Here is a 16,040-nt window from a genome sequence, read left to right as displayed (position 1 = left end):
TAGTCACGGGCGCCGCCAGGTGCGGCCGTCGCGGGCGAGGAGTTCGTCGGCAGATGCCGGACCCCAGGTGCCGGGACGGTACTGCTCAAGAGGGCCGTCGAGGCTCGCCCAGTACTCCTCGATCGGGTCGAGGATCTTCCAGGAGAGCTCGACCTCTTCGTGGCGGGGAAAGAGCGGCGGGTCGCCCAGGAGAACGTCGAGGATCAGTCGCTCGTACGCCTCGGGGCTCGCTTCCGTGAAGGCGTGACCATATCCGAAGTCCATGGTGACGTCGCGCACCTGCATCCCCGCGCCGGGGACCTTCGACCCAAAGCGGATCGTGACGCCCTCGTCGGGCTGCACGCGAATCACGAGCGCGTTCTCGCCGAGCGCCGAGGTCTGAGCTTCGGCGAACAGGTACTGGGGGGCGCGCTTGAAGACGACGGCGATCTCGGTGACGCGTCGGCCCAGGCGCTTGCCGGCGCGGAGGTAGAACGGCACCCCCGACCAGCGACGGGTGTTGACGTCGAGGCGCACCGCGGCAAACGTTTCGGTCTGCGACGTCGCGCTCATCCCGTCTTCTTCGAGGAAGCCGAGAACCTTCTCGCCGCCCTGCCAGCCGCCGGAATACTGCCCTCGTGCGGTGACCGTCGAGAGATCGGCAGGCAGGTGGACGGCGCTCAGGGCCTTTTCTTTCTCGGCGCGGAGGTCGGCCGCGGCAAACGAGACGGGCTCTTCCATTGCGGTGAGCGCGAACAGTTGCAGGAGGTGGTTCTGGATGACGTCGCGCGCCGCGCCGATGCCGTCGTAGTAGCCGGCGCGGCCGCCGACGCCGATGTCTTCGGCCATGGTGATCTGAACGTGGTCAACGTATTTGGCGTTCCAGATCGGTTCGTACAACTGGTTAGCAAAGCGCAGCGCCAGGATGTTTTGAACGGTCTCTTTGCCCAGGTAGTGGTCGATGCGGAACACGCTGTCGGGCGGGAAGACGCTCTCGACGACGTCATTGAGTTCGCGCGCCGTCTTCAGGTCGGACCCGAACGGCTTTTCGATCACGACGCGGCGCCAGGTGCCGGGCTTCTGTTCCGCAAGACCCGAACGGCGCAGCTGCTCGGTCACGACGGGGAACGACTTGGGCGGGATCGAGAGGTAGAACGCGTGGTTGCCCATGGTGCCGCGCTCGGCGTCGAGTTCGGCGAGGGTCGCGGTCAGGCGGTCGAATGCGTCGTCGTCGTCAAACTCGCCCACCACGAACCGGATGCCGCGGCGCAACTGTTCCCACACGGTCTCGTCAAACGGAGTGCGCGCATATTTTTGCACGGCCTCCCTCACGACGGTCTCGAAGTCTTCGTCAGTCCAATCCCGGCGCGCGAAGCCCACCAGCCCAAATCCCGGAGGCAGAAGCCCCCGGTTTGCGAGGTCGTACACCGCCGGCATCAGCTTCTTGCGGGACAGATCTCCGGTCACCCCAAAGATGACCAAAGCGCTCGGACCGGCGATGCGATTGAGGCGCCGGTCCGAGGGGACGCGCAGCGGGTTGACCCCGGCGCGGATGTCGACGCTCATCGCGAAGCGAGCCCTAGCAGCCGCTCGCCATCGGCACGGACGTCGGTGAAGACGAGGGTCAAAACGGGGCGGCCGTGATCGGCAAGCACGCTGGCATCGCCAGCGGCCTGAGCGCGGATGAATTGGCCGAAGGTGAAGGGTCGACCCGGGATCGCCAGGTCTGCGCCGTCAGCGCCGACGATCTGAAGGAACACTCCGTTCGCCGGTCCACCCTTGTGGTACTGACCGGTCGAATGCAAGAACCGGGGGCCCCATCCGAACGTCACCGGCCGTTTCGTGCGAGCTGCAAGCAACGCCCGCAACTCTTCAAGCTCGGGGTTCGCGATCCGGTCGAGGTACGTGTGGATCGCGACGTACCCATCGGCCGGAAGCGTCGCGAGCAGGGCGTCAAGGGCGGCATCCACGGTCGTGACGCCGGTGAGCGAGAGCTGCTGCGCGAGCACGCCGATTGTGCCGTCGGTGAACGTCGGATCGGCCGGGGGAGTCAGATCGTCGATCAGCGCCCGGGCAGCGATCTTCGCCGACTCGACATCGGGCTGATCGAACGGATCGATTCCGAGCAAACGCCCCGCAATCGCGACCGCATATTCCCAGGTCAGCAGCTGAGCGCCCAAGGTTCCGGCTACTTCTACTTCGCCGGGATTGACCTCGTGAGTCGCGTGAGCGTCCTTAACCAGACGGATGACGAGGAGATCAGAGAGATTTTCATCCAGTTCGGGTGCGTCAATCTCGAGCACGACAGGAAGCAGTCCCTTGCCTTCCTTGCCGGTCGATTCAGCAATCAGCTGCTCAACCCAACCGCCGAAACCGACGATGTGAGTGCCGTCGGCCACGATGCCGATCTTGTCTTTGAGCGGACGCGTGCCTGCCAGAGCGGCGCCCAGGATGAGCCCCGGGTTGTCCTCGTCATCCAGCGCGAGGCCGTAGCTGGCGGCATCCGCTTCGTCAAGAAGCTGCGCGATGTCGACTCCCGCGAGGCCGCTGGGGACGAGACCGAAGGCCGTCAGGGCAGAGTAGCGTCCGCCGACGTTGGGATCGGCATTGAACACGCGGTAGCCGTCGGCTCGCGCAGCTTTGTCAAGCGGCGACCCCGGATCGGTGACAATGACGATTCGCTCGACGGGGTCGATGCCGGCGGCGCGGAAGGCGGCCTCGAAGGCGCGCTTCTGGCTGTCGGTCTCAAGCGTGGATCCCGACTTCGACGACACCACCACTGCGGTCGCCTCCAGTCGGGGCTTCAGCGCCTCAGAGACCTGCTGCGGATCCGTTGAGTCGAGCACGACCAGCTCGACCCCATACGTGGCCGTGATGACCTCGGGCGCGAGCGACGAGCCGCCCATGCCACACAGAACGATGCGGTCGATGCCGGCGTTGTTGAGCTTCTCGCGAAGGTCGACGATGTCGTCGACCAGGCCGCGTGAGATCGCGACGGCTTCGGTCCAGCCGAGACGCGTCGATGCCTCATGCTCGGCGGCCGGGCCCCAGAGGCTCGAGTCCTGAGCGGTGATGCTGCCAGCGACGCCATCGGAGATCAGTTGCGGAACGATGCGTTGCACCGCATCCGCCGCCGCTCCGGTGACGGCAATCGTGACGGTCACTTCGCCGCCTCGAGAGCGGCGGTAACGGTGTCGAGCAGTTCGTTCCACGAGACGATGAACTTCTCCACGCCTTCGCTCTCGAGCACGGCGGTGACATCGTCGTAGTCGACGCCCACAGCGGCCAAGTCATCGAGCACCTTCTGGGCCTGCGCGTACGAACCGGTGACGGCATCGCCGTGCAGCGGTGCGTGGTCGAAGGTCGCCTCAAGCGTCTTCTCCGGCATCGTGTTGACCACACCGTCGACGGCCAGTTCGGTCACGTACAGGGTGTCGGGAAGGCTCGGGTCCTTGACGCCGGTCGACGCCCAGAGCGGGCGCTGCTTGGTACCACCGGCCGCGAGAAGTGCCGTAGCGCCCTCGGTCGCGAACTCCTGCTCAAAGAGTTGGTAGGCGAGCTGGGCGTTCGCGACGCCCGCCTTGCTCTTCAGGGCGAGCGCTTCGGGGGTACCGATTGCCTCAAGCCGCTTGTCGATCTCGGTGTCGACGCGCGAGACGAAGAACGACGCAACCGAGTGAATCGTCGCGAGGTCGATACCGGCGCTCTTGGCCTTCTCGAGCCCGGCAAGGTAGGCGTGGATGACCGCTCGGTGACGCTCGAGGCTGAAGATCAAGGTGACGTTGACGCTGATGCCGGCGCCGGTCAGAGCGGTGATCGCTTCGAGGCCCTCAATCGTGGCCGGGACCTTGATCATGACGTTCGGCTTGCCAACCTTGTCCCAGAGCTGGTGGCCCTGAGCGATCGTGCCGGCGGCATCGTGGGCAAGGCCTGGCTCGACCTCGATCGAGACCCGTCCGTCAGCCCCACCCGATGCTGCATAGACCGGCGCGAAGATCTCGCAGCCGCGTGCGACGTCATCCGTCGTGATCTGGAATACGGCGTCAGCGACCGATGCACCCGACGCAGCGAGTTCGCCGACCTGTACGTCGTAAGCCTGACCCTTGGCCAGAGCGCCCGCAAAGATCGTCGGGTTGGTGGTGACGCCGACAATGTTGCGTTCGTCGATCAGCTTCTGCAGGCTGCCCGAGACGATGCGCTCACGGGAAAGATCGTCGAGCCAGATGCTGACGCCGATGGCGGAAAGTTCCGCGGTTTTGGTCTGTGCCATGGTGATGCCTTCTCTCTTCAGACGTGGTGCGCTCTAGCCGGCAACTGCGGCGAGCGATGCTTTCGCGGCCGCGACAACGGCCTCCGTGGTGATGCCGAATTCCCGGTAGAGGGTCTTGTAGTCGGCCGAGGCACCGAAGTGTTCGATCGAGACACTGCGACCCGCGTCGCCGACGTACGGGCGCCAGGTGAGGCCGAGTCCGGCTTCGACCGAGACACGCGCCTTCACCCCGGCCGGCAGCACCGACTCGCGGTACGCGGCATCCTGCTCCTCGAACCACTCCTGGCACGGCACCGAGACGACGCGCGCCGCGATGCCCTCCGCCTCGAGTGCGGTGCGCGCTTCGACGGCGAACTGCACCTCAGACCCCGATCCCATCAGGATGACGTCGGGCACGGGCTTGGACGAGTCGGCGAGAACGTAGGCGCCCTTCGCCGTTCCCTCGGCGGAGGCGAACTCGGTGCGATCGAAGACCGGAAGGTTCTGGCGGCTGAGGGCGATCCCCGCAGGGCCGACCCGGCGAGAGAGGATCGTCTTCCAGGCGACCGAGACCTCGTTGGCATCGGCCGGGCGGACCACATCCAGATGCGGGATGGCGCGCAGGGTCGTCAGCTGCTCGATCGGCTGGTGGGTGGGGCCGTCTTCGCCGAGCGCGACCGAGTCGTGCGTCCAGACGTAGATCGACGGGATTTTCATGAGTGCCGCGAGGCGCACCGAAGGGCGCATGTAGTCGCTGAAGATCAGGAACGTGCCGCCGAAGGCGCGCGTGGGTCCGTGCAGCACTATGCCGTTCAGGATCGCGGCCATCGCGTGCTCACGGATGCCGAAATGCAGCACGCGGCCGTAGGCGTTGCCCGTCCACTCGTGGGTGGAGTGCTCGCTGGGGATGAACGAGGCGGCACCTTCGATCGTGGTGTTGTTCGACTCCGCGAGATCCGCCGAGCCACCCCACAGTTCGGGGATGACGGTGCCGAGCGCAGAGAGCACCTTGCCGCTGGCGGCGCGGGTCGACATCTCTTTGTCGGAGGGGAAGGGCGTGAGAACGGCGTCGACGCCGTCGGGCAGTTCACCGGTGAGCAGCCGGTCGAGCAACTTCTTGCGGTCGGGGTTCGCGGCGGCCCAGGCATCGAACCCGACCTGCCACTCCGCCCGCGCCTGCGCTCCGCGGGCCACGGCCTCGCGGGTATGGCCGATCACGTCGTCGGCGACGGCGAAGGTTTGCGCGGGGTCGAAGCCGAGAACCTGCTTGACGGCGGCGAGCTCGTCGGCGCCGAGCGCGGAGCCGTGGATCTTGCCGGTGTTCTGCTTCTTCGGGCTCGGCCAGCCGATGATCGTCTTCAGGATGATCAGGCTCGGCTTGTCGGTGACGGCCTTGGCTGCCTCGATCGCCCGGTACAGCTCGGCTGTGTCTTCGACGTACTGGCCGGTCTTCTTCCAGTCGACGGTCTGCACGTGCCAGTGGTACGCGCCGTAGCGTGCTGCGACGTCTTCGGTGAAGGCGATGTTGGTGTCGTCTTCGATCGAGATCTGGTTGGAGTCATAGATGACGACCAGACTGCCGAGCTCCTGGTGACCGGCGAGCGAGGACGCCTCACTCGTGATGCCCTCTTCGAGGTCACCGTCGGATGCGATCACGTAGATGTGGTGGTCGAACGGGCTCTCGCCCTCAGCGGCGTCGGGATCGAGCAGGCCGCGCTCGAAACGCTGGGCGTAGGCGAACCCTACGGCCGACGAAAGGCCCTGGCCGAGCGGCCCGGTTGTCATCTCAACGCCGGCGGTGTGGACGTACTCCGGGTGACCGGGGGTCTTCGAACCCCAGGTACGGAGCGCTTTCAGGTCGTCGAGTTCGAGGCCGTACCCGCCCAGGTAGAGCTGCACGTACTGCGTCAGCGAGGAGTGTCCGGCCGAGAGGATGAAACGGTCGCGGCCCAACCACTGGTCGTCGGTGGGGTCACGACGCATGACTTTCTGAAACAGCAGGTAGGCGGCGGGCGCGAGGCTCATCGCCGTCCCCGGATGGCCGTTGCCGACCTTCTCGACCGCATCAGCGGCGAGGATGCGAGCGGTGTCAACGGCGCGGCCGTCGATGGCTTCCCACGCGAGTTCTGGCACGGAGAAGGAGCCTTTCAGTTGGGGACCGGCCGGAGAGAGCGGCCATCGTCAAGCATACCGAGGCTCCCTTCGCCGGTCGGAACGATGCCGGACCACTCGCATCGGTCGCTTACACTGGCATCGAGTCGCCACACGATTTGAGGAGCCATGCAGGGAGCCGTCGACAGCCCCGTCGAGACCCCCCAGGGATCCACGGGGCGGCGCTCGTTCAGCGTGCTTCGCAAGGCGAAGGCCTATGTGGCCTTGACCAAGCCGCGGGTCATCGAGCTTCTTCTCGTCACCACCGCTCCGGTCATGATTCTGGCGGCCCGCGGCATCCCGGATCTGTGGCTTGTGCTGGCGACGCTGATCGGCGGCACCTTATCGGCGGCCTCGGCCAACGCCTTCAACTGCTACATCGATCGCGACATCGACAAGGTCATGAAGCGCACCAGCAAACGCCCGCTGGTGACCGGTGAGCTTTCGCCCCGCGAGGCGCTGGTCTTCGCGTTCGTCACCGGCGCCGCATCGATTGCCTTCTTGTGGGTGTTCACGACATGGCTCGCCGCCGTGCTGTCGCTGGTCGCGATCCTCTTCTACGTTCTCGTCTACACGCTGATCCTGAAACGACGCACCCCGCAGAACATCGTGTGGGGTGGCGCCGCCGGATGCATGCCCGTGCTCATCGGCTGGGCAGCGGTCACCGGGTCACTCACCCTGACGCCGGTCATCCTGTTCGGAATTGTCTTCCTCTGGACACCTCCCCACTACTGGCCGCTATCGATGCGCTACAAGGAGGAGTACGCCGCCGTCTCGGTGCCGATGCTCGCCGTCGTGCGCGGGCGCACCGCTGTCGTGTTGCAAGTGGTGCTCTACGCCTGGGCGACCGTTGTCTGCTCGCTGCTGTTGGTGCCGATCGCACCGATGGGGGTGCTCTACGCGATTGTCGCGACTCTCGGGGGAGCATGGTTCTTGGTCGAAGTGCACCGGCTCTACGCCGTCGCTATCCGGGGTGGCGAGCTCAAACCGATGCGCGTCTTTCACGCCTCGATTACCTACCTGACGTTGATCTTCCTTGCGGTCGGGCTTGATCCGCTGCTGTATCTGTCCATTCCGTTCTGAGATTCCGGATGCAGACTCCTCTCGGCTGGGTTGCCGATCGCTTCACACTGAGCCCCCGCGCGCTTCGTTGGGCGACCACCGCGGCGCTCGTGACGAGCATCCTGATCGTGCTCGGCGGGGGAGTGGTGCGCGTCACCGGCTCGGGACTCGGCTGCCCGACCTGGCCGACCTGCGATGGCACGTCGCTCGCCCCGATCCCCGAGCTCGGCATCCACGGAATCATCGAATTCGCCAACCGGATGTTCACGACCGTGCTGATCATCGCTGTCGGCTGGGTGATCATTGCCGCGCGGCTTCAGAAACCGCGCGACCGGATGATTACTCGCCTGGCCTGGTCGCAGTTCTGGCTCGTCGTCGCCAATGCGCTGGCTGGCGGCGTCACGGTGCTCGCTCAGCTCAACCCGTGGACTGTCGCGCTGCACTTCGTGCTGGCAATCGCGCTTCTCGCCACGGCGACAGTGACCTGGCACCGGGTGAGCGATCGGGGCGACCGCGGAGCTCGTACGCCGATCCGTGAGAGAACTTTGGCCTGGGCGCTGGCGATCACGACTCTCGCGCTCGTGGTCGTCGGCACCATTGTCTCGGGAGCCGGCCCGCACGCCGGTGACAGCCGGGATGTTCCGCGGATCGGCGTGAACTGGACGAACGTGGTCTGGGTCCACGCGGCTCTCGCCGTGGTTGTCGGCATCCTGGCGGTCGTCGTGTTCGTCAGCACCCCACGCCTGCGACGGGTAGCCGGAGTTTTCGTGATCGTTTTCCTGGCCCAGGGAGCGATTGGCGGCATCCAGGCTCTGACCGCCCTTCCGGAGTTGCTCGTCGCCCTTCACCTGGTTGGAGCGGCGTTGGTTTGGGTCGGAGCTTTGCGGGTGCTGCTCTCGGCCATCCCCGAACTCCTCCCTGTAGACTCGGACGGCTAAGAGCACCGTCGTAGCTGCCCTCCAGCACAACGGAATGCTGACACGAGCGGAATGGTTCGCTTCAGCAGGAAAGAGGCTCACCCCATGTCTGATGTCCTGATCGATCGTCCGGAACTCAACGAGCTCGGAAAGTACGAGTTCGGCTGGTCCGACTCCGACTCTGCGGGCGCGTCTGCTCGTCGTGGCATCTCGGATGAGGTGGTCACCGACATCTCCGCGCTCAAGAGCGAGCCGGAATGGATGCTCAAGAACCGCCTGAAGGCGCTCAAGATCTTCGGCATGAAGCCGATGCCGACCTGGGGTGCCGATCTGTCGGGCATTGATTTCGACAACATCAAGTACTTCGTGCGGTCTACCGAGAAGCAGGCCCAGTCGTGGGAAGACCTGCCCGAAGACATCCGGAACACCTACGAACGCCTCGGCATCCCGGAAGCCGAGCGATCTCGTCTCGTCGCCGGCGTCGCCGCTCAGTACGAGTCCGAAGTGGTGTACCACCAGATTCGCGAAGATCTTGAGCAGCAGGGTGTGCTCTTCCTCGACACCGACACCGCGCTGAAGACCCATCCGGAGCTCTTCAAGGAGTACTTCGGCACTGTCATCCCCTCGGGCGACAACAAGTTTGCGGCGCTGAACACAGCCGTCTGGTCGGGCGGCTCGTTCGTCTACGTGCCGCCGGGCGTGCACGTCGAGATCCCGTTGCAGGCCTACTTCCGCATCAACACCGAGAACATGGGCCAGTTCGAGCGCACGCTGATCATCGCCGACGAGGGTTCGTACATTCACTACATCGAGGGCTGCACGGCTCCGATCTACAAGAGCGACTCGCTGCACTCCGCCGTCGTCGAGATCATCGTCAAGAAGAACGCGCGCGTTCGGTACACGACCATTCAGAACTGGTCGAACAACGTCTACAACCTGGTCACCAAGCGCGCGATCGCGCACGAGGGCGCGACCATGGAGTGGATCGACGGCAACATCGGCTCGAAGGTCACGATGAAGTATCCGTCGATCTACCTCGTCGGCGAGCACGCCAAGGGTGAGACCCTGTCGGTCGCCTTTGCCGGTCCCGGACAGCACCAGGATGCCGGCGCCAAGATGATCCACCTCGCGCCGTACACGACATCCTCGATCGTGTCGAAGTCGATCGCGCGTGGCGGAGGCCGAGCCGGTTACCGCGGCGAGGTGCGGATGGGTGAGAACGCCCACCACTCGGCGAACACGGTGCGCTGCGACGCTCTGCTGGTCGACTCGATCTCGCGCTCCGACACCTACCCTGCTATCGACATCCGAGTGGATGACGTGCAGCTCGGCCACGAGGCCACCGTCTCGCGGGTATCCGAAGAGCAGCTCTTCTACCTGATGTCGCGCGGCATGGCCGAAGACGCGGCCATGGCGATGATCGTGCGCGGGTTCATCGAGCCGATCGCACGCGAACTCCCGATGGAGTACGCCCTGGAACTCAACAAGCTCATCGAAATGAGCATGGAAGGCTCGGTCGGTTAGTGGCCGCGAGCACTGAAGTCGCCCCGGACACCACGGCACAGCGGCTCGGAATCGTCGCGCACAGCGACGGTCCGGTTGTTCCCGTTCAGACCCGTTCTGAGCGGTTCACGTCGACGGACCGCGACGCCTTCCCGGCCGTCGAGGGCTGGGAGTCCGAGTGGAAGCTGTCTCCCGTTGACAAGCTCCGCGATCTCATCGACGGTGACCTCGACGGTTCGCCGTACGTCATCCAGTATCCCGAGGTCGAGGGCACCGCGGTCGAGTGGATCGATCGCACCGACGCGCGGGTCGGCGCGGCAGGGGTTCCCGAAGAGCGTGCCTCCGCGAACGGCTGGAGCACCTTCGAGAAGGCGCTGAGCATCTCGGTTTCGGGTGCTGCGGGGCCGCTCACGGTGACGCGAGCCGCACTGAGTTCTGCCCCCAAAGCCGCGCACGTCGTCATCGAGGCCGCGGCGAACGCGTCCGGACTCGTCGTGCTCGACAGCCGGGGGAGTGCAAGCCTCAGCGAGAACGTCGAGATTTTGGTGGCCGCCGGCGCCGATCTCACCGTCGTCAGCCTCCAAGAGTGGGATGCCGACGCCCGCCACCTAGCGAGTCACTTTGCGCGCGTCGGTAAGGACGCCAAACTCACGCATATTGTCGTCTCTCTCGGCGGCGCGATCGTGCGGGTCAATCCGTCCGCCCACCTGGCCGAAGAGGGGTCGGACGCCGAACTGCTCGGGGTCTACTTCGCGGATGCCGGCCAGCACCTCGAGCAGCGTGTGTACGTGCACCACGACGCTCCGCACACACGCAGCCGAGTGACCTACAAGGGTGCACTCAACGGCGAGGGCGCGCGAACCGTATGGGTGGGCGACGTGCTCATTGGTCCGAACGCGACCGGTACCGACACCTACGAGCAGAACCGCAACCTCGTACTCTCGGAGGGCACTCGGGCGGACAGCATCCCGAACCTCGAGATTCAGACCGGCGACATTGTCGGTGCCGGTCACGCGAGTGCGACCGGGCGTTTCGACGACGAGCACCTGTTCTACCTCCAGTCTCGTGGCATTCCCGAAGCTGAGGCCCGCCGTCTGGTCGTGTTGGGGTTCCTGCTTGAAGTCGTGCACCGCATCCCGGAGCCGACCCTGCAGGCCCGCCTCGTCGAGGCTCTCATCGCCGAATTGGAGAGTGCATCATGAGCACCAAGGTGTGCGCCGTTTCTGATCTGTCGACCTCGACAGCGAAGAGGGTCACGGTTGGTCGTACTCAGATCGCCGTTGTCATGGATTCGGCCGGCGTTGTGCACGCCCTCGGAGACGTCTGTACGCACGGCGACGTCTCGCTCTCGGAGGGTTTCGTCGAAGACGACACCCTCGAATGCTGGGCCCACGGTTCGAAGTTCGAGCTGACGAGCGGCAAGCCCCTCACTCTTCCGGCCTATGAGCCGGTGCCCGTATTTGCCGTCGAGATCATCGACGGCAACGTCTACATCGGAGAAAAGATCTCATGAGCACCTCACCTCGCTCGTCGCTCGTCATCAAGGACCTGCAGGTCTCGATCGAAGCCGAGGGCGTCAAGAAGCCCATCCTCAAGGGTGTCGACCTGACCATCGAGCAGGGCGAGATCCACGCCGTCATGGGCCCCAACGGCTCGGGCAAGTCGACGCTCGCGTACACGATCGCCGGCCACCCTCGCTACAAGGTCGATGGCGGTTCGATCGAGCTCGACGGCGAGAACGTGCTGTCGATGACGGTTGACGAGCGCGCGCGCGCCGGGTTGTTTCTGGCGATGCAGTATCCGGTCGAGATTCCCGGGGTCACGGTGGCTAACTTCCTGCGCACCGCGAAGACCGCGATCGATGGCGAAGCGCCGCCGATCCGCACCTGGGGGCCGACGCTGAAGGATGCCATGAGCGCCCTCAAGATCGATCCGGCATTCGCTGCGCGCAACGTCAACGAGGGATTCTCGGGCGGCGAGAAGAAGCGCCATGAAATCATGCAGCTCGAACTGCTCAAGCCCCGTTTCGCGGTGCTTGACGAGACCGACTCCGGCCTGGATGTCGACGCGCTAAAGATCGTCTCGAAGGGCGTCAATCGCGCCCACGACAACACCGGACTCGGCATTCTGCTGATCACCCACTACACGCGGATCCTGCGCTACATCAAGCCCGACTTCGTGCACGTCTTCGTTGACGGTCGGGTTGCCGAAGAGGGCGGCCCGGAGCTTGCCGACCGTCTCGAAAATGAGGGCTACGACCGCTATCTGACCCCGACCGCGTAACGTCAGACCTGACGAAAGGAGCGCTCGTGCCCATCGCACTCGAGCCGAAACTCTTCGACCAGGTCGAGGAGGGGCTCAAGGACGTCATCGACCCCGAGCTAGGCGTCAACATCGTCGACCTTGGACTGATCTATGACCTGACCTGGGATGACGAAAACGACGCCCTCATCATCTCGATGACGCTCACCTCAGCCGGTTGTCCGCTCACGGACGTCATCGAAGAGCAGACCGCTCAATCGCTCGATGGGATCGTCGATCGCTTCCGGATCAACTGGGTCTGGATGCCGCCCTGGGGCCCCGAACGGATCACCGACGATGGTCGCGACATGATGAGAGCGATCGGCTTTAGCATCTGACTTTAGTCAGATGTCGGGGGCCGATGGCCGCCGACCGATCGCTCCGGCGGAAGCCGGGTCGGCTTTAGCATCTGACTTTAGTCAGATGTCGGGGGCCGGTGGCCGCCGACCGATCGCTCCGTCGGAAGCCGGGTCGGCTTCAGCATCTGACGCTTTCTTAGTCGAACGTGCCCCCCAAAAGGACGCCACCCTCACTGGGTCGCGCATCCTGCGGATGTGGTCGCTAGCCTGAAACTGTGGCGGGGAGCGGGCGGACACAGGGACCGCAAACGCGAGGCCGAGTCGCGATGGGGATTTTGTCCTCTCAAATGCTGATCTCCGGTCCGACCCTTGTTGTGCTCGTCGCAGCCTTCATCGTCGCGCCCGCGATCTACGCGTCGCCTGTGGTGTTCGGTGCGGTGGCATTCTTTTTCGTGCTGACCGGGCTCGCGGCGCTCGTTCCGTGGGACACCGTGCCACGTTTTTGGGGCATGCTGCTGCCGTTCGCCGACATCATCGGCATCCTGGTACTGCGCGAAAGCGCTCCATCTACCGGCATTGGTCTCTTGGTTCTGCTGCCCGTGATCTGGATTGCTCGGAGCTTCGGAAGCACCATGACGATCGTCGCCACGTTGGGCACCATCGCCGCGATGTTTACGCTGAGAATCCTGCGTCCTGCCCCTGTCACCACTGCGGACTTCAGTACATTCGTCGTGATACCCGTGCTCGTGGCGTTCGTTGCCGGCGCGGTCTACATCGGAGCTCGTCGAGCTCGTGCCCAGGCCAGACTGCTTCGCCAGCATTCGGTCATGGTGCAGACGGCCCTCGAGAAAGCCAACCGGCAGGAGGGTCTCCTCAACGAAGTGTTGAACGCCGTCGACTTCGGGGTCATTGCCTTCGACCGCACGGGAGCGGTCACCTTCGTGAACCGCGCGCAACGCAAGTACCTCACTGACTTCGGCACCCCCCCTGATGCCGTCGTGCACCCGGTCGTCTACGAAGCCGACGGCATCACGCTTTACGATGAAGCGAATCGACCCCTCGCCCGAGCCCTCAAAGGGCAGGCTTTCGACAACCTCGTGATTTGGGTCGGGGAGCCGGGAAGCCGCCGGGTCGCGCACTCGGTAAGCAGTCGCATCCTGCACGACCGAAACGGCGACTACGACGGCGGTGTCATTGCACTCAACGACATCACGAAAGAACTTGAAGCGGTTCGGGCTCGTGACGGCCTGGTCGGTTCGGTGTCGCACGAACTGCGGTCGCCGCTCACGTCGATCCTCGGCTATCTCGATTTGGTTCGTGACGACGAGAACATGTCTGACGAGACACGGCGGATGCTGGAGGTCGCCTACGCGAACTCGGAACGGCTGCTCGTCATCGTCACCGATCTCCTGCGCGCGGTGAGCGACGCCGACAAGCTGCTGGCCATGACGTTCTCTCCGTGCGACATCGCCCAGATCGCCCGAGACTCGGTGGAGGCCCACCAAATCATGGCCGACGAACGTGAGGTCGAACTCACCCTCGAGGGCGCCCAGAGCGCTGTCGCAACGGCCGATCCGATGCGCATGAGGCAGGTGCTCGACAACCTGATCACGAACGCCATCAAGTACAACCTCGAGTGGGGAACCGTCACGGTGGCGGTTCAGGTCGAGAGCGACGCGATCAATGTCGAAATTCGCGACACGGGTCAAGGCATCCCCGATGTGGACCTGCCGCGAATCTTCGACAGGTTCTACCGCACCAATTCCGCCAAAACCTCGTCAACTGTTGGCACCGGACTCGGCCTGAGCATCACGCGCGAGATCGTCCACCGGCACGGCGGGGAACTCGCGGTGACCAGCGAACTCGGAATCGGAACCACCTTCCGGATCTCAATTCCGACGGAGCGCAAGGATGTCGCCGAAGTAAGCCTGGGGAGCGTTGCCGCATGAGTCCTTTCGACGTGCCGACGCTCTACGTCGTCACAACACTTGTGACTCTCGCTGCGGGTGCGGCGTTTCTTCTGCAGACCATGCTGCGCCGAAACGATGCCGCCGGTCGGCTGTGGAGCGTCGCCTTCATTTGCTCGATCTTCGCCGCGTTCGCGAGCCTGATCGCGACCAGTTCTGACCAGAATTGGTGGGCGTTCGCGATCGGAAACGGCTTCTACGTAACCGGGACCGGCTTGATCTGGGCGGGGGCGCGCGTCGCCAATCGGCGGCGGTCGATGCTTCCGGTCGTCGTACTCGCCGGCGTGTTCGTCGCGATCGTGCGGGTGATGTCGGGCACCGACGGGGTGCTGCACTCGGGTCTCGCCACGACGTACCTCGGCGCGGGCGTGTTTCTCGCTCTTGCGGCCATTGAGTTCGCGTCGAGGGACCTGCGCAAGGTCGCATTAGGGCCGTTCCTCGCCGTAGCGCTCTCACTCGCGAGCGCCTTCTACGCGGCCCGATCCGTGACCTCCCTGGCCATAGGACCGGATGACCCCGCGTACCAGGCGCTGTTTGGCCCGGCAACGTCGTCGCTCCTTGAGATTGGGGCCGCAGTCGTTGGCACGCTCGCGCTGTCGTCCATCCAGTCTGACCGATTCAAAGTCTCCGAGCAGATCGACGCTGAGTTCGGTCAGCGGGTCGCCATCGACGGCGTGCTTCAGCCTCTGACCTTTCGCGAGGTTGCCGAATCCTGGCTGATGCGGGCCATTCGTGAACGAATCACTCTGGTGATGCTGATGATCGACATCGCCGACCTCGATGAGGTCGTCATCGCCTTTGGGCGCTCTGCCGGGGACGCAGCCGTCCGAGCTACCGGTCGAGTGACGCTGCTGCACGCCCCGACTTCATCCGTGATCGGCCGCCTCGCTTCCCAACGATTCGTGATGTTGATGGAACTCCCGACCACTGACTCAGTTGAGGCGATCGCTGACAACATTCGGGATGCCGTGCTGGCGACCCAACTCGACTCTCGAGATCGCTTTCAGGTCGCGATCTTCCATGGGATCGCGACCACCCGCGAGAGCGGAGCGCGCTACGACGACCTGCTGCGCGCGGCTGCGGATGCCGTTGCGGTGAACGCCGCCGAGGCTCACGCCCGCGCCGACGAGCACACAATCTGAGCCGATCTTGAGAAAATCTTGACCGGATACGAGGGACTGAGCGGTGGCTTGCCCGGCGAAACTGTCCAACAAATGGCGTACCAATACATCGATTCGACGTGCGTGGGCGCGCTCGTACGCGACCTCCGCGGAGACGTAGGGGCATGCCTGCAGTTCATTGGCGACTTTGTCCGCGCCTGGGACGCGCGCATCGCGCGCATCTCCACCGCAACCGAACGTCAAGAACCAGATGACGCGACGGCGGCTCTCTTGAGTCTGGCAACGTCAAGCGAGATGGTGGGCGCCCGCTACCTGGCGTCCTACGCCCGAGAACTCCACGCGGAGGTGCGAGCCACGGGTACCCTCCAGGCTGCCGGCGTTGCGCGGCTCGCCCAATTCGGGATGGCATCCTGCGCTGAGCTGCGTGATCTGGCTCGCGCCTGGTCGGTCCCGGCTCCCTAGATCTCCGACTGTCGAGATCTGCGAGCGTG

14 protein-coding genes are annotated in these 16,040 nt (G+C 64.7%); 10 read left to right on the top strand and 4 right to left on the bottom strand.

Going from position 1 to position 16,040, the window contains the following annotated elements:
* Positions 1 to 3: 3 nt before the first annotated feature.
* The 4 genes from zwf to tkt are packed head-to-tail and all read right to left on the bottom strand — an operon-like array spanning position 4 to position 6,361.
* Entirely contained in the window at positions 4 to 1,545 is a 1,542-nt protein-coding gene (gene zwf / locus ABIR17_RS00515; protein WP_348002397.1) for a glucose-6-phosphate dehydrogenase, read from the bottom strand.
* A complete protein-coding gene (locus ABIR17_RS00510) occupies positions 1,542 to 3,143 on the bottom strand; it encodes a glucose-6-phosphate isomerase (protein WP_348002396.1) in 1,602 nt (533 codons plus the stop codon). Before ABIR17_RS00510 ends, zwf begins: the two co-directional genes overlap by 4 nt.
* Positions 3,140 to 4,249, bottom strand: coding sequence for a transaldolase (gene tal, locus ABIR17_RS00505; protein WP_348002395.1), 1,110 nt, complete (start codon positions 4,247 to 4,249; stop codon positions 3,140 to 3,142). The genes ABIR17_RS00510 and tal overlap by 4 nt, the downstream gene beginning before the upstream one ends.
* A 33-nt stretch (positions 4,250 to 4,282) precedes the next feature.
* Positions 4,283 to 6,361 carry a transketolase gene (gene tkt, locus ABIR17_RS00500; RefSeq protein ID WP_348002394.1) on the bottom strand — a complete coding sequence of 693 codons (2,079 nt, stop codon included), beginning with the start codon at positions 6,359 to 6,361 and terminating at the stop codon, positions 4,283 to 4,285.
* A gap of 147 nt (positions 6,362 to 6,508) precedes the next feature.
* Here tkt and ABIR17_RS00495 point away from each other — a divergent pair, with 147 nt between their 5' ends.
* The 10 genes from ABIR17_RS00495 (at position 6,509) to ABIR17_RS00450 (ending at position 16,011) form a co-directional block, all read left to right on the top strand.
* Positions 6,509 to 7,462, top strand: coding sequence for a heme o synthase (locus ABIR17_RS00495; protein WP_348002393.1), 954 nt, complete (start codon positions 6,509 to 6,511; stop codon positions 7,460 to 7,462).
* Positions 7,463 to 7,470: 8 nt separating this feature from the next.
* Positions 7,471 to 8,379, top strand: coding sequence for a COX15/CtaA family protein (locus ABIR17_RS00490; protein ID WP_348002392.1), 909 nt, complete (start codon positions 7,471 to 7,473; stop codon positions 8,377 to 8,379).
* Between the two features lie 84 nt (positions 8,380 to 8,463).
* Positions 8,464 to 9,882: a Fe-S cluster assembly protein SufB gene (gene sufB, locus ABIR17_RS00485; protein WP_348002391.1), complete on the top strand. Its 1,419-nt coding sequence runs from the start codon at positions 8,464 to 8,466 to the stop codon at positions 9,880 to 9,882.
* Positions 9,883 to 9,932: 50 nt separating this feature from the next.
* The gene (gene sufD, locus ABIR17_RS00480; protein WP_348002555.1) at positions 9,933 to 11,063 is read left to right on the top strand and encodes a Fe-S cluster assembly protein SufD; all 1,131 of its coding nucleotides are present in this window, start codon (positions 9,933 to 9,935) and stop codon (positions 11,061 to 11,063) included.
* Positions 11,057 to 11,374: a non-heme iron oxygenase ferredoxin subunit gene (locus tag ABIR17_RS00475; protein ID WP_348002554.1), complete on the top strand. Its 318-nt coding sequence runs from the start codon at positions 11,057 to 11,059 to the stop codon at positions 11,372 to 11,374. Before sufD ends, ABIR17_RS00475 begins: the two co-directional genes overlap by 7 nt.
* Positions 11,371 to 12,144 carry a Fe-S cluster assembly ATPase SufC gene (gene sufC / locus ABIR17_RS00470; protein ID WP_348002390.1) on the top strand — a complete coding sequence of 258 codons (774 nt, stop codon included), beginning with the start codon at positions 11,371 to 11,373 and terminating at the stop codon, positions 12,142 to 12,144. Before ABIR17_RS00475 ends, sufC begins: the two co-directional genes overlap by 4 nt.
* A 26-nt stretch (positions 12,145 to 12,170) precedes the next feature.
* Positions 12,171 to 12,500, top strand: a complete 330-nt coding sequence (locus ABIR17_RS00465) for a metal-sulfur cluster assembly factor (RefSeq protein WP_348002389.1) — start codon at positions 12,171 to 12,173, stop codon at positions 12,498 to 12,500.
* Positions 12,501 to 12,787: 287 nt separating this feature from the next.
* Entirely contained in the window at positions 12,788 to 14,410 is a 1,623-nt protein-coding gene (locus tag ABIR17_RS00460) for an ATP-binding protein (RefSeq protein WP_348002388.1), read from the top strand.
* Entirely contained in the window at positions 14,407 to 15,570 is a 1,164-nt protein-coding gene (locus ABIR17_RS00455) for a diguanylate cyclase (RefSeq protein WP_348002387.1), read from the top strand. The genes ABIR17_RS00460 and ABIR17_RS00455 overlap by 4 nt, the downstream gene beginning before the upstream one ends.
* 18 nt (positions 15,571 to 15,588) lie before the next feature.
* Positions 15,589 to 16,011: a hypothetical protein gene (locus tag ABIR17_RS00450; RefSeq protein ID WP_348002386.1), complete on the top strand. Its 423-nt coding sequence runs from the start codon at positions 15,589 to 15,591 to the stop codon at positions 16,009 to 16,011.
* Positions 16,012 to 16,040: the final 29 nt, after the last annotated feature.

Origin of the sequence: Pseudolysinimonas sp. (assembly GCF_039912695.1) — a bacterium.
Lineage (GTDB): Bacteria > Actinomycetota > Actinomycetes > Actinomycetales > Microbacteriaceae > Pseudolysinimonas_A.
This window is presented reverse-complemented; position numbering and strand designations above follow the sequence as displayed.

What these genes read in the sequence shown, in the direction of transcription:
- zwf (WP_348002397.1), bottom strand. Translation starts at nt 1,545, where the DNA reads ATGAGCGTCGACATCCGCGCCGGGGTCAACCCGCTGCGCGTCCCCTCG.
- tal (WP_348002395.1), bottom strand. Translation starts at nt 4,249, where the DNA reads ATGGCACAGACCAAAACCGCGGAACTTTCCGCCATCGGCGTCAGCATC.
- ABIR17_RS00495 (WP_348002393.1), top strand. Translation starts at nt 6,509, where the DNA reads ATGCAGGGAGCCGTCGACAGCCCCGTCGAGACCCCCCAGGGATCCACG.
- ABIR17_RS00490 (WP_348002392.1), top strand. Translation starts at nt 7,471, where the DNA reads ATGCAGACTCCTCTCGGCTGGGTTGCCGATCGCTTCACACTGAGCCCC.
- sufB (WP_348002391.1), top strand. Translation starts at nt 8,464, where the DNA reads ATGTCTGATGTCCTGATCGATCGTCCGGAACTCAACGAGCTCGGAAAG.
- sufC (WP_348002390.1), top strand. Translation starts at nt 11,371, where the DNA reads ATGAGCACCTCACCTCGCTCGTCGCTCGTCATCAAGGACCTGCAGGTC.
- ABIR17_RS00460 (WP_348002388.1), top strand. Translation starts at nt 12,788, where the DNA reads ATGGGGATTTTGTCCTCTCAAATGCTGATCTCCGGTCCGACCCTTGTT.
- ABIR17_RS00455 (WP_348002387.1), top strand. Translation starts at nt 14,407, where the DNA reads ATGAGTCCTTTCGACGTGCCGACGCTCTACGTCGTCACAACACTTGTG.